The sequence below is a fragment of the Mesorhizobium sp. M0518 genome, assembly GCF_040321125.1.
Classification (GTDB): domain Bacteria; phylum Pseudomonadota; class Alphaproteobacteria; order Rhizobiales; family Rhizobiaceae; genus Mesorhizobium.
In genome coordinates, this window is record NZ_JAMYQY010000009.1 from 144,407 (window position 1) to 157,231 (window position 12,825).

The following is a 12,825-nucleotide window of genomic DNA, read 5'->3' on the forward strand; positions in this document are numbered from 1 at the left end:
TCCTCAGCCCGCCCTTGCCACCGGCGTCACCGTCACCTGGCTGACGCCGGTGCGGCGCACCACGGTGCATTGTGTCTCGCGGCCGATGCGCTCGGCGTCGAGCACGCGCACCAGGTCGTCGACGCCGGTGACCGGGCGGCCCTCTATTGCGGCGATGATGTCGCCCTCCTTCAAGCCGGCCTTGGCCGCCGGGCCGTCCTTCTCGACGCTGCGCAGGCGAACCGCCGTGCTGGTCGAGACTTGCGACAACAGGGCAGCGCGTCGCGGCAGATTGACGGTGTCGGCCGAGACGCCGATGAAGGCGCGGCGCACGCGGCCGAAGCGGATGATCTCCGAAATGACGAAATTGGCGGTGTTGGAGGCAACCGCGAAGGCGATGCCTTGCGCGCCATGGATCATGGCGGTGTTGACGCCGATGACCTCGCCGGCCGACGACACCAGCGGTCCGCCGGAATTGCCGGGATTGAGCGCTGCGTCGGTCTGGATAACGTCGTCGATCAGCCGGCCGGTGGAGGCGCGCATCGAGCGGCCGAGCGCGGAGACGACGCCGGAGGTGACGGTCCATTCGAAACCGAGCGGGTTGCCGATTGCAATGGCGATCTGGCCGCGCCGCAGCCGCTTGGAATCGCCCAGCGGTGCGATGTCGGCAAAGCTGCCGTCGGCGCGCACCAGCGCGATGTCGGTGTCGGGATCGCGGCCAAGCACGCGGCCTTCGCGGGAGGCACCGTCCGGCATCGACACGCGCACCGTCCTGGCGTCGCCGACGACGTGGAAATTGGTGACGACCAGCCCGTCCGGCGCGATGACGAAGCCGGAGCCATGGCCGCCCTGACCGCCAACGCGCTCGATGCGGCAGACGGCCGGACCGATGCGGTCGACGGCGTCGGCAACCGTCGTCGAATAGGCGTCGAGCAGCGTATCATCGGTTTGGAATTTGGCGACGGCGAGGGCCATGGGAGGGCTCCGTGTGTTCAGGCTTGATCGTGACTATATGTGCGGAGCGGCTGGAACCGCAGCGACCTGACCAGATGGCCAGTCAAACCGGCAACTAGCCGTCAGGCGAGTACCCGCGGACGCGCTGTCGAGCGATATCTGGGGCATGGATGAACCCAGGAGACCATTATGAGCGATTTCAATCTGAGCGCGTTTTCGCAAGCCGTCGCCGATCTCGCCGCCAAGGCCGCGCCGGCAACGGCTGGCTTCGCCACGCATCATCACCGCACGGCAAGCGCCTTCCACTGGCGCGACGGCTATTTCGTCACCGCTGAAGAGGCTGTCGAGGCCGGCGAGGAGATCGAACTGGTGTTGGCTTCGGGGGAAACGGTGAAGGCCGAGCTGGTTGGCCGCGACCCTTCTACCGGTGTTGCCCTGCTGAAGCCGGCGGAGGCCGTCAGCGCCGCGCCGTTGGCCAAGGCCGATGCGGTGCGGCCGGGCAACATCGCCATTGCCATCGGCAGCAGTGACGGTTCCGCTTTGGCTGTTTCAGGCTCGGTGGGCGAAGTCGGCCCGGCCTGGCGCTCGATGCGCGGCGGCACCATCGACCGGCGCATCAATCTTGCCGTCGGCGCGGGCGGCCGTTTCGAGGGCGGCCCGGTTCTCGACGCCAAGGGTGCGCTGATCGGCATGCTGTTGTTCGGACCGCGCCACCGGGCGCTGATCATGCCTTACGAGACGATCGAGCGGGCGGTCGCGACCTTGCGCGAAAAGGGCCATGTCGCGCGCGGCTATCTCGGCGCCGGCCTGCATCCGGTACGCGACCGCGACGCGCACGGCGCGATGGTGATGAGTCTCGATGACGATGGTCCCGCGAAGGCCGCCGGTCTCTCTCTTGGCGATATCATCGTGGCGTGGAACGGCGAGGCGGTGCACGGCCCGCGGGACCTGATCCGCAGGCTCGGACCCGACAGTGCCGGCGCTTCGGTGACGCTCGGTGTCGTGCGCGGCGGCGAACAGCGCGATGTCGCGCTGACAATCGGCGAAAAGCCGCTGAGCTGAGAGGATCCATGGACACGCTCACCAGCGACCGGATCATGCATGACGGTGCCGTCTCGCGGCGGCTGGTGGTGCTGATTGCGCTTGGCGATGCGTCACGCGCCGAGCGCCTGGCGGCATCGCTGGCCGCGAGCGATGACCTGCTGCCGGTCGTGGCTGGCGGTGGAAGAGCCGACGTCGCCATCGTTGACGACAGCATTGGTGATGGCGTGCCGGCCCTCATTCCACGGGTGCTGCTGACCGGACGCGCTGGCGGCGAGTGGCCCGCCGGTGAGGTGCTGGCCGTGATGTCCGCTGGCGCGGACGATTTGTTGATCGCCGCGGCGGCGCGGCTGGCCGCGGCCGGCTATCGCGTCTCGGGCGAGCGCGGAAGCGGACGCCATGAGGATTTCCGTGCCGGCGATGGCGAGCCGTTCGAGGAGGAAGCCTCCGACGAGCATGCCGCCCGGCCTTCGCTGTCGCCGCGTGAGGCGGAAGTGTTGGCGCTGCTGGCCGAGGGCGCTCCAAACAAGGTGATCGCGCGGCGGCTCAACATTTCGGTGCACACCGCGAAGTTTCATGTCGCCGCAATCCTGATCAAGCTCGGTGCCGCCAACCGCACCGATGCGATTGCCATTGCGATGCGCCAAGGGCTGGTGCTGGTCTGATCCCGATCACACCGCCGCCTCGATATCGGTGAGGTGGAAATCATCACCCTTGAACAGGAGCGGCATGGCCTCGAGCCGCGCCGTGGCGTAGGCGATGCAGTCACCGAAGTTCAGCGCCGCCGGGTGCCGACCCTTGCCGTAGCGCAGGAAGGCTTGGCGGGCGACAGCTGCATGATCGGCGGTGAAGGCGACGGTCTCGATCGAGGCGGTGTGTAGGAAGCTGTCGAGGCGATCCAGGATTTCATCTTGCTTGCCGCCGGCAAGAACCATCGTCGTTTCAAGAAAAGTTGGCGCGGCCAGCAGGCGTCTCTTGGCCTGCGTGATCGCCAGCACGAAACGTTCGTGACCTGGCTCGGCGCGCAGAATGGCGACCAGGGCCGAGGAATCGATGATCATTTCGTCGGGATTCCGAACTCGTCGTATCCAAGGATTTCGTCGTCGGTCATCGCATTTTCGCGTTTGGGGATTTTTCCGGCGCTGTCGGAGATCGCCATCAACCGCTGAAACAGGTCGCTGGCTTCGTCGCGCGGCACCAGCCGCTCGCGTGCAACCTCGCGCTCGAGACTTTGGCGGATGGCCTCCGTCACCGAGACGCGCCGGCGGCGGGCAAGTTCGCGCGCCAGTTGCTCGACTTCCAGATTCTTGATCGATAGCGCCATTCTATATCATACCTATCCATATAGAATATATACCTAGGCGGTCGATAAATCCAGTAGGTTTGTAGTGCTGGCCAACGATAGCCTCCGCAACGTCACCGTGGCCTCCCGCAGCAAGCTCTTGATGTCCGAGGCCGTCACAGGCAAGGATCGCGCAGCGAGACAATGCAGGCGGAGGGAAAATGTCGCTCAAGGGAAAGACGCTGTTCATCTCCGGCGGGTCGCGCGGCATCGGGCTGGCGATCGCGCTGCGCGCCGCGCGTGACGGCGCCAATGTGACGATCGCGGCCAAGACCGCCGAACCGCATCCGAAGCTGCCGGGCACGATCTATACGGCGGCTGAAGAGATCGAACAGGCCGGCGGCAATGCGCTGCCTGTGCTGTGCGACATCCGTGAGGAGGCACAGGTGGCCGAGGCGGTCGCCAGGACCGTGGAGAAATTCGGCGGTATCGACATCTGCGTCAACAATGCCAGCGCCATCCAACTCACCGGCACGCTCGAGACCGACATGAAGCGCTATGATCTGATGCATCAGATCAACACGCGCGGTACCTTCCTGGTCTCGAAAATGTGCATTCCTCACCTGAAGTTGGCGCAAAATGCTCACATCCTGAATCTGGCGCCGCCGCTCGACATGAAGGCCAAGTGGTTCAGGAACCACGTCGCCTACACGATGGCCAAGTTCGGCATGTCGATGTGCACGCTGGGCATGAGCGCCGAGTTCGCCAAGGACGGTATCTCGGTCAATTCGCTGTGGCCGATCTCGACCATAGACACGGCGGCGGTGCGCAATCTGCTGGGCGGCGCGACGGTTGCGGCGATGAGCCGTTCGCCGGACATCATGGCCGATGCGGCGCATGCCATCTTCATGCGGCCAGCGCGCGAGACAACAGGCAATTTCTACATCGACGAGGAGGTGCTGCGCGCCGAAGGCATCAGCGATTTTTCGGTGTATGCGCCTGATGCGACCGGGCCGCTGGCCGGCGACTTTTTTGTCCCCGACGAGGTGTTCGCCCGCACGGACAGCAAGATCAGGAATATTTACTAGAACTCTTTGTTTTGACGCGACGCGGGCGTTGAGCCAAGCCCTTCGCCACCCGCAGAGTCATGGCAAAGCCTTGCTCGAACAAGGCGGTAGGGCATCGTTCCTGCCGGACTGATTCAACTTCCGGCCGGCGCAGGTCACGCCTCGTCCTTCTTGCCTTTGCTCAGGCCCATCAGCCGGTCGATATAGGCGAGCATGAAGGCCGAGACGACGAAGGCGAGGTGGATGATGGTCAGCCACATCAACTGGTCGGTGGTGTAGGACGACGAGTTCAAAAACACCTGCAAAAGGTGGATGGACGAGATGGCGACGATGGTCGAGGCGACCTTGACCTTCAGCGAACCGACATCGATCGTGCCCAGCCAATGCACGCCGTCGTCGCCGCCGTCCTGGTCATCGAAGCGGCTGACGAAATTCTCGTAGCCCGAGATGATGACCATCACCACCAGCGAAGCGACCAGCGCGGCATCGATGAGGCCGAGCATCTTCAGGATGGTGTCGGTGTCACCGAGCGTGAACGCCAGGGTAATGAACTCATAAAGCTTCTTGCCGAAGGACAGCGCATAGACGGCCAATGCAAGGGCCAGGCCTATATAGAAAACGACGAGCAGCCAGCGCGACGCGAGGATGATCGATTCGATGGCGAGTTCGAGACGCTTCATAGGATGATTCCGGCTGGTTATCTCTCGGACAATGGCCGTATTCCGCCAGGTCGCCACCGTTTGCAAGACAAAAAGCCCCGCCGAACAATGTCCGGCGGGGCTCAATGCGTCCCGCTGGAGTCGGGACGGGGCAGGGAACGCCCAGGCTTGAATCTGGGGTAGGTGCGCTCGCGATTCAATGAGCCGTGTCTAATGGCTGTACAATTCTTGTTGAACCCGGCACATCCATCCACCCCCGGCAGTGCCGGGGATGGATGCTTCTCGTGCCGATTCCGCAAACCAGGTCATGGTTTTGAAATCATGACCTAATTGTTGCTGGCGACCGGTGCCACCAGCGACGTGATGCGGCGAATGCCAACGCGCCGGTTCTCGCGGTTCGGCGCCGACGTATTGACCTTCAGGTACTCCTCGCCATAACCCTGTGTCGTCAGGTTCTCCGGCGGGATGCCGAAGGCGTTGGTGAGCGCTTCCGCCACTGATTCCGCGCGGCGATCGGAAAGGGCCAGGTTAGCCTCCGGTGTGCCGACGGCGTCGGTGTGACCTTCGATCAGGAAGGTCTCGGCCGGGTTCTTCTTCAACAACTTCTCCATTGCGGTGGCGACGCCCTCGAGCTTCTGCACCTCGGTGTCGGAGATCGAGGCCGAGCCGAATTCGAAGTTGAGCGTGTCGAGATCGACGCGCCGTGCGATGTCGCGCACGCGTGCCGAACGTTTGACCTCGTCGATCGAGTAGAGGCGCTGGACCTTCTCCACCGGTGGCTGTTCGAGGAAGGTGTAGTAGTCGTCCGGATCCTGGACATCCTCGGAGTCCAGAATGTACTCCTCGCGCGGGATTGTCAGCCGCATCGGCGGCAGATCATCGCCGGGATCGCGCCAGTCGCTGTCGTCCTCATAGTGCCGCTCATCGACATAGCTCAGCACATATTCGCGTCCATCCGGCGCAATGCGCGAACGCTGGATGACGTCGCCATAGCGGTTGCGGATGGTGACGATCTGGACACCGTTGTCACGCTCGACGATTTCCCGGGTGCGATTGCCCGAGAGATCCTCATAATAGACGTTCCTGGCGCCGCGGGTCATGCGCGGGGCGTCATTGCTCTCGACGAACGTCTGGTTGTTGAACTGCAGGATGACGCGGTCGCCGAGTTCCCTGACGACGTCGACGCCTTTCGGACGCCGGCGGTCGCGGACGTTCTCATCGGGTGCACGCTCTACGCGTGTGCCCTTTTCCTCGGTCACCGGCGCGATCTTCTCGGGCTTGATCTCCTGCTGTGCGGCCCTGTCGTCGGTGGGGGGCGGGCCTTGGTCGATGGGAGCAGCCACCGGCTTGCGGCCCTGATCGCCACCTTGCTGGGCATTTTGCCCGCCATTCTGCTGCTCGCCATCCTGGGGGACGATCTTGTCGCCCTGCTTGCGGCCGCCTCTGCGCTCGGCGTCCTTCTGGCTGTCCAGGATGGGAGCGGCGTTTGGATCGGCCGGTGCTTCGCCTTGCACCGGGCTTTCGCCCTGTACCGGTGCTGCCGTCTGACCATTGGCCGGTTGTTCGCCGGTGGCTGGCTGCTCGGCTGTGGCCGGCTGCTCGCCAACAGGTTTCCTGACACGCTTCTTCGTCGTGTCCTGGGGCTGCTCGCCCTGGGCCGCGGGCTGTTCGCCGGCAGGGGCCGTCGCCTCTCCAGCGGGAGCCTCCTTCGGTGCCGGGGCGACTTCAGGTTGGGCCTGCTGGTCCTGCCTGTTCTTCTTGCGCGGCTTGGCCTGCTCGCCGGGCTGATTGTCGTTGGCCGGTTCCGCCTGGCCGGCCGGCGCCTGCTCGGTTTGCTGCTGGTCGCGTTTCTTCCTGCGCGGCTGCTGTTCCTCGGCTGGAGCGGCCTGTTCGGCCGGCGCCTGCTCGGTCTGCTGCTGCTGGTCGCGCTTCTTCCTGCGCGGCTGCTGTTCCTCGACGGGTGCTGCCTGTTCGGCCGGCGCCTGCTCGGTCTGCTGCTGCTGGTCACGCTTCTTCCTGCGCGGCTGCTGTTCCTCGGCGGGTGCGGCTTGTTCGGCCGGCGCCTGCTCGGTTTGCTGCTGCTGGTCGCGCTTCTTCCTGCGCGGCTGCTGTTCCTCCGCGGGTGCTGCCTGTTCGGCCGGCGCCTGCTCGGCCTGCTGCTGCTGGTCGCGCTTCTTCCTGCGTGGCTGCTGCTCCTCGGCGGGCTGCTCGCTCTGGGCAGGCGCGGCCTGCTGTTCAGGCTCGGCCTTCTTGCGCTCGCGCTTCTGTTCGGGTTCCGCCTGCTGCTTTTGTGCGCAGGCTTCGGCCGCTTCGCCTTCGGCGCATGCTGCTTGCGCCAGGATGAATGGGGCTGCCGTGCGCTGGGCAAGACCGGACGCGACACTTCCCTGAAGCGGGAACGCGCCCAACGGCGCGGATGCCATCAACAGGCCAAGTGCCGTGCCTGCCAGAATCCGTGGTTGGCGTTTCATCGAAATTCTCCTTGTGGGGTCCCATCCTTGCCGAAACCGATCTTGTGCCGATTGGTTCCAGTCTGGCACTGATAGAGGCCGTACGGGGCGATTGACCGACCTTTTGAAGGCAACTTCATGTCATTCACCTGGCGATAGCCGCAATTGCGACCATTGCCGCGCTTGACCTTGCCCGCGGCTGGGGCCACATCCCGGAAATGGAAACGCCATTCTGGAAAACCAAGGCGCTGGAGGCGATGAGCCCGGCCGAGTGGGAATCACTGTGCGACGGCTGCGGCAAATGCTGCCTGTCAAAGCTTGAGGACGAGGACACCGGCGAGATCTACTGGACCAGCGTCGGCTGTCGGCTGTTCGACGCCGAGACCTGCCGCTGTTCGGACTATGCCAATCGGCTGGCGCGCGTTCCCGACTGCGTCGGGCTGACGCCGCAGAATGTGCGAACCATCAGCTGGCTGCCCAGCACCTGTGCCTATCGGCTGGTGGCCGAAGGCCGCGACCTCTACTGGTGGCACCGGCTGGTGTCGGGCAGCGCCGAGACCGTGCATGAAGCCGGCATCTCGATGCGTGGCCGGGTCAAGGCGAGCGAAACCGATCTTGCCGAGCCGGAAGACTATTTTGACTATGTACTGGACGAGGAGCCGTAGGACCAGCGGCGGTGAGCAAGAGCCTCGCGTTTGAAGACATTCGGCCAATCCGCGGGGTTGGAACCGGGCGCCGGGTCAGGCGTTCTGGCCTTCACCAGGGCTGGGGACGATGGCGAATGGCCGGAACTTTCCTTTTCCCGCCATATGAACCGGAGATGAACGGCAGGTTCGTAAAGAGTTCAGACAGGCAAGCGCATTCTCCCCTCATCGGTTCACAAGGGGCGAAGGCCCGCAAAAGGAGAGAAGATGATGTTCAACACGATCAAGACGGCAGCCCTTTCGGCCCTGGTCGGTCTCGGCACGCTGGCGGCCGTTCCCGCTCACGCCGACAGCCTCTATCTGGGCTTCGGCAACAACAACGACCCGCGTTTCGGCGTCTATACCGGTGACGATGGTTATCGCCATCGCCGTGACGAGCGCCGTGGCGACTGGCGCCGTGGCTGCTCGCCGGACCGCGCCCTCGACAAGGCCGAACGCATGGGTCTGCGCCGTGCCCGCATCGTCGACGTCAGCCGTCGTACGGTGAAGGTGATGGGCCGCCAGGACGGCGACCGCGTCGTCGTCGTGTTCGCCAATGAGCGCGGCTGCCCCGTCATCTATCGCTAAGGCCGGCTTTGGCGGATCATAGAGGCATGATCGTCTGCGAGGATCAGCCGGGACTAGCCGAGCCCCTTTCCGTTTGAAGGGTGTGGCTCGAAAAAACCCCGCGGGAGCAATCCCGCGGGGTTTTTCATGCACGCTATTGGCTGATGATTGCCGTGGTCAGGCTCAGCCACGGATCGTCAGAGCCGCCTACTTCAGTTCGAAGGTGACGGTGACCTGCACATTGTAGGCGTTCTCACCGGCTTGCACCGGAGCCGCAGCACCGGCCGCGGCGTCGAAGGCCTTGGCGTTGATCGGCATTGGCGTCGGCGCCATGTTCTGATCGGTGATCTCGAGCACGCGACCGAGGCTGACGCCGGCGGCCTGGGCCAGCGTCTTGGCCTTGGCCATGGCGTTGGCGACCGCCTTCTTGCGCGCCTCGGTGACCGTGGCCGCCGGGTTGTCATTGGTGAAGGCGATGCCGCCGCCCTGGTTGACGCCGAGCGACACTGCCTTGTCGAGGATCTCGCCCGTCTTGTCGACATCGCGCACCCGCACCGAAAGCGTGTTGGTCACCTGATAGGCGACGAGTTCGGCTTCCTGGCTGCCGTCCGGCTTGTTGGTGTAGTTGTAGCGCGGGTTGATCTGGATGCCGGCGGTCTGCAGGTCGCGATCCTGGATGCCGGCCGACTTCATCGCCGCGATCACGGCGGCCATGGCGTCATTGTTGGCATCGAGCGCAGCGCGCGCGGTCTTGGCCTCGCGCATGACGCTCAGCGTCAGGACCGCCAGATCGGGGGCTACGGTTGCTTCGCCTTCGCCCGACACGATGATGCGGGGCGGCGTCGGCAGATCGGCGGCTCCAGCCATCGCCGGAAAAGCGATTGCAGCGGCGAGCGCGAGAGGCAAAAGATGTCTGGTCATGAAAATCTCCTTGGTCTGCGATCAAGTCGCAAGGGGTCGCGTAGAGCGCGATTATGGGTTGATTTGGGCGATCTGCGGAAGCCCGTAGGGAAAGCCTTGTGCCGCGATGCGAAAAACATTAATCCAGCCCGCGTGGGGCCTGTAGCTCAATGGTTAGAGCCGGCGGCTCATAACCGCTTGGTTGGGGGTTCGAGTCCCTCCGGGCCCACCATCCAGTCCCCTCGTTTTTCGGGGTTTCGACCGTCTCAGAATACCTCCGACATTTCCGTGGGTTAGCGCCGAGTAGTGGGCAACACTTGGCTGAGACGCCGCGGTAAACGCAAAACACCCGACTTTTAAGTCGTCCGTCTCTGTCGGGCGAATTCCGTAGCCAAGTGTTTGCCAAAGCGATGGTCGACTGATCAGCGAGATGCTCGCCGGATGGTTAGAAGCCCAGGAGTGCAGCCTGGTCAGTCCAAGTAAGGGGGAGGTCCGACAATCGGGACAGCCGGTGCGCCGTTAGTTCAACAGGTTGATCACCTGCAACGATGTTGGCCGCAATTTTTGGAACGAGGAAAGCGAAGGGCAATAGGCGGCTGACCTCGGATGTATCGGTGCCGTTGAGCATGGCAACGTCGGTAAGGCTGCGACCGACTCCGTCTGTAAGTTGGCCGAGATATAGGTGGGCGCGGCGCAGAAGGTTGATCAAGGCGGCATCGGGTGCCCGGTTGATATTGGATCCGTTGGTAAGCACGATCCGCGTTTCGACGCCGCGACGCTTCATTCCGATTGGACATTCGATGGAAGTTACTTGGGCGCTATCGTTGGGTGGCAGCTTTCGGTCGAGAAGCAATTCCGATAGCGAGCGGCGATCCAGTTCGATGGTCAATAAACCAAGCTTGAGGGTGATCCTGTGAACGATCTTTTGGAGGAGAGATCGCTTCGCATCCGTAGTGCCTGAAGCCCAACACGACCGCATCTCGTCAACTCGCCGCATCGCTGCCTGGATTTCGCCAGAGTCTGCCCATTGCCGAATCCAATCAGACAGTTGGGCTTGATCACTGAGAATCCGATTGAGGCGATGCTCAACAACTGACTCAAGTGCGGGTGCCGGAAGACGCCAGCCCTCGGAACCTTTCCTGCGCTCATCGACGAACTGCTTTGAGACATAGTATCGGTAGCGAACACCTTGCTTATTGGCATGAACCGATCGCAATTTCTCGCCCGCTTCATCAAAGAGCAGACCGGTGAGCAAATGGGCTTGCGTGACATTGGACTCGCTTCGCCGCCGCGGCGCCTGAGAGGCAAGTAGTGCCTGGGCCTCGTCGAACGTGGCAGACGTGACAATTGGCTTGTGCTCTCCATCGTAGACCTGATCCTTGTGCCTGATCTTGCCGACGTAGACCGGGTTCGAAAGCAGGTGGTAGAGGTTGCCGCGACCAAACGGCATGGTAACTGCAACTGATCCGTCTATGAGGTGTCGCGATCGTGTGGAAACCCCGTCGCTCGCAGCCTCATCGACAAGGTCGCGCACTGACCTCAGGGTGAGATAGCGGGCGAACAGGTGTCTGACTGTTTGTGCCTCGGTTTCGTCAATCACCAGCTTGCGGTACTCGACACGATAGCCCAGGGGCACCACGCCACCCATCCACATGCCTTTCTTCTTCGAGGCCGCGATCTTGTCGCGGATACGCTCTGCTGTAACCTCTCGCTCGAACTGGGCGAAGGACAAGAGCACGTTGAGCGTGAGCCTGCCCATTGAGGTTGTGGTGTTGAACTGCTGCGTGACCGAGACAAACGAGACGGAGCTGGCATCGAAGATCTCGACGATCTTGCAAAAATCCATCAGCGAACGGGTGAGGCGGTCGATCTTGTAGACGACCACCACATCGACCTCTTTGTCCCGGATGTCCTGTAGGAGACGCTGCAGGGCAGGGCGCTCCATCGTGCCGCCCGAAATCCCGCCGTCATCGTAGTGGCTTGGCATCAACTTCCAGCCAAGACCGACCTGCGATGCGATGAAGGCCGCGCACGCTTCGCGCTGGGCATCGAGCGAATTGAATTCCTGCTCCAATCCCTCTTCGGTCGATTTGCGAGTGTAGATCGCGCAGTTGAGGCGAGGGATTGCTGTCATAGGCCAAAGAACCTCGGGCCAGACCAATGGGCGCCGGTAATGCGGCGGGCGACAGCCGACAGCGATCCGTACGTCTTGCCATCGAGCACGAAGCCGTCATAGACCACTTCGATAACGTGCATCCGGCCATTCCATTCCCGCACCAGACGGGAGCCGATTCTTGGCGGAAGGGATCGTGGCGGCGACGTTAGTGCCTTATCCGATGACGCTGCTCGGACCGACGGAACACCGTCCTCGCGATCCGGTCCAGTATTGCTCGGTTGGACAGCCTTTACGTTGGACTGGCGCGCGTTGCCTGCTCCGAGTGTTTTCTTGACGGTCGAAGGTAAACCACCCAATCGCTTGGCCTGGAGATGCCAGGCGGCCGACCGTTCAAGCAACCCACGTTTGACCCCTTTGGGCGGCGGGCAGCCATAGGCCTTTTTCCATGCTGCCGTGAGTTCATCACGCGTGAGACCGCCAATCCCGGCGATCTCACTATCCAGATCCTGTCTTTTGCGCATCTAGGTCAACCGGCGGTCTTCGCCTCGGCAATGCGGTACCGCCTTTGTCCGTCCTTGCCGGTGTCGCTGAGCAGTTCGTGGCCAAGCTTCTTCTTGACGGTACCGGAGAGGAAACCCCGCACCGAATGCGCCTGCCATCCCGTCGCATCCATCAGGGTTTGGATTGTAGCGCCTTTGGCCGACTTCAGCTTCTTGAGGACGATGTCGGTTTTGGTAGGCGCTGCGGGCGCTTCGTCCTTTGCCTTCTTGACCGTCACCGCGACGGTCACCACGGACTTCTCGCGCGGCTTCCGGGTTGGGGTGCTGTCGTCGACGCTGGGTGCCGTATCGGCGGCTTCCGCATTGTCGGCCTTCATAGTGGTGTTGTTAAAGATAGACATTTCAAATCTCCATCAGTTAGAAGCCCGGACCATTCCGGCGCTTGTACTGACCGAAGCCCGCTGTCTTGGCGGGCTGGAGATTCTGCTCGTTGTTAATCCATTGTTCTTCTGCTGCGCTGGCAACACCAATGCTTCGTTGCCGTATGAAGTCCAGTCGAATATCGCTGCCTTCGAGGGCTTAGACCACACCAGTGGACCTTCCCACGACGTGTCGATGCTCCCAAGT

The 12,825-nt window shown here is 62.9% G+C and carries 14 protein-coding genes and 1 tRNA gene; 6 read left to right on the top strand and 9 right to left on the bottom strand.

Annotated elements, in window-relative coordinates:
* Positions 1 to 3 precede the first annotated feature (3 nt).
* A complete protein-coding gene (locus NKI66_RS15365) occupies positions 4 to 954 on the bottom strand; it encodes a S1C family serine protease (protein ID WP_352752106.1) in 951 nt (316 codons plus the stop codon).
* A gap of 168 nt (positions 955 to 1,122) precedes the next feature.
* Between NKI66_RS15365 and NKI66_RS15370 the strand changes: the two genes are divergently transcribed.
* Together NKI66_RS15370 and NKI66_RS15375 are read left to right on the top strand one after the other, a co-directional pair.
* On the top strand, positions 1,123 to 1,995 hold the full coding sequence (locus tag NKI66_RS15370; RefSeq protein WP_023809649.1) for a S1C family serine protease: 873 nt from the start codon (positions 1,123 to 1,125) through the stop codon (positions 1,993 to 1,995).
* Between the two features lie 8 nt (positions 1,996 to 2,003).
* Positions 2,004 to 2,639, top strand: coding sequence for a helix-turn-helix transcriptional regulator (locus tag NKI66_RS15375; RefSeq protein ID WP_127297399.1), 636 nt, complete (start codon positions 2,004 to 2,006; stop codon positions 2,637 to 2,639).
* Positions 2,640 to 2,645: 6 nt separating this feature from the next.
* Here the strand turns inward: NKI66_RS15375 and NKI66_RS15380 are convergent, their stop codons facing one another.
* Together NKI66_RS15380 and NKI66_RS15385 are read right to left on the bottom strand one after the other, a co-directional pair.
* A complete protein-coding gene (locus NKI66_RS15380; protein WP_352555774.1) occupies positions 2,646 to 3,035 on the bottom strand; it encodes a type II toxin-antitoxin system VapC family toxin in 390 nt (129 codons plus the stop codon).
* On the bottom strand, positions 3,032 to 3,298 hold the full coding sequence (locus NKI66_RS15385) for a type II toxin-antitoxin system VapB family antitoxin (protein WP_023809646.1): 267 nt from the start codon (positions 3,296 to 3,298) through the stop codon (positions 3,032 to 3,034). Before NKI66_RS15385 ends, NKI66_RS15380 begins: the two co-directional genes overlap by 4 nt.
* A gap of 179 nt (positions 3,299 to 3,477) precedes the next feature.
* Between NKI66_RS15385 and NKI66_RS15390 the strand changes: the two genes are divergently transcribed.
* Positions 3,478 to 4,344: an SDR family oxidoreductase gene (locus NKI66_RS15390; protein ID WP_128305473.1), complete on the top strand. Its 867-nt coding sequence runs from the start codon at positions 3,478 to 3,480 to the stop codon at positions 4,342 to 4,344.
* Positions 4,345 to 4,478: 134 nt separating this feature from the next.
* Here NKI66_RS15390 and NKI66_RS15395 read toward each other — a convergent pair whose 3' ends face one another.
* Entirely contained in the window at positions 4,479 to 5,003 is a 525-nt protein-coding gene (locus NKI66_RS15395; protein WP_352752108.1) for a TIGR00645 family protein, read from the bottom strand.
* Positions 5,004 to 5,308: 305 nt separating this feature from the next.
* Positions 5,309 to 7,453, bottom strand: coding sequence for an OmpA family protein (locus tag NKI66_RS15400; protein WP_352752110.1), 2,145 nt, complete (start codon positions 7,451 to 7,453; stop codon positions 5,309 to 5,311).
* A 197-nt stretch (positions 7,454 to 7,650) separates the two neighbouring features.
* On the opposite strand from NKI66_RS15400, the gene NKI66_RS15405 reads away from it, so the two are divergent.
* Together NKI66_RS15405 and NKI66_RS15410 are read left to right on the top strand one after the other, a co-directional pair.
* The gene (locus tag NKI66_RS15405) at positions 7,651 to 8,097 is read left to right on the top strand and encodes a YcgN family cysteine cluster protein (RefSeq protein WP_013530173.1); all 447 of its coding nucleotides are present in this window, start codon (positions 7,651 to 7,653) and stop codon (positions 8,095 to 8,097) included.
* A gap of 249 nt (positions 8,098 to 8,346) precedes the next feature.
* Positions 8,347 to 8,703 (top strand): hypothetical protein, encoded by a 357-nt coding sequence (locus NKI66_RS15410; RefSeq protein ID WP_023809642.1) that lies wholly within the window; start codon positions 8,347 to 8,349, stop codon positions 8,701 to 8,703.
* 186 nt (positions 8,704 to 8,889) lie between these two features.
* Here NKI66_RS15410 and NKI66_RS15415 read toward each other — a convergent pair whose 3' ends face one another.
* The gene (locus NKI66_RS15415; RefSeq protein ID WP_352752112.1) at positions 8,890 to 9,603 is read right to left on the bottom strand and encodes an SIMPL domain-containing protein; all 714 of its coding nucleotides are present in this window, start codon (positions 9,601 to 9,603) and stop codon (positions 8,890 to 8,892) included.
* A 135-nt stretch (positions 9,604 to 9,738) separates the two neighbouring features.
* Between NKI66_RS15415 and NKI66_RS15420 the strand changes: the two genes are divergently transcribed.
* Positions 9,739 to 9,814, top strand: a tRNA-Ile gene (locus tag NKI66_RS15420).
* Between the two features lie 213 nt (positions 9,815 to 10,027).
* Here NKI66_RS15420 and NKI66_RS15425 read toward each other — a convergent pair.
* The 3 genes from NKI66_RS15425 to NKI66_RS15435 are packed head-to-tail and all read right to left on the bottom strand — an operon-like array spanning position 10,028 to position 12,599.
* The gene (locus tag NKI66_RS15425; protein ID WP_023809640.1) at positions 10,028 to 11,716 is read right to left on the bottom strand and encodes a recombinase family protein; all 1,689 of its coding nucleotides are present in this window, start codon (positions 11,714 to 11,716) and stop codon (positions 10,028 to 10,030) included.
* Positions 11,713 to 12,219: a DUF2924 domain-containing protein gene (locus NKI66_RS15430; protein WP_032908834.1), complete on the bottom strand. Its 507-nt coding sequence runs from the start codon at positions 12,217 to 12,219 to the stop codon at positions 11,713 to 11,715. The genes NKI66_RS15425 and NKI66_RS15430 overlap by 4 nt, the downstream gene beginning before the upstream one ends.
* A 5-nt stretch (positions 12,220 to 12,224) precedes the next feature.
* Positions 12,225 to 12,599 carry a DUF3489 domain-containing protein gene (locus tag NKI66_RS15435; protein ID WP_245273115.1) on the bottom strand — a complete coding sequence of 125 codons (375 nt, stop codon included), beginning with the start codon at positions 12,597 to 12,599 and terminating at the stop codon, positions 12,225 to 12,227.
* Positions 12,600 to 12,825 lie beyond the last annotated feature (226 nt).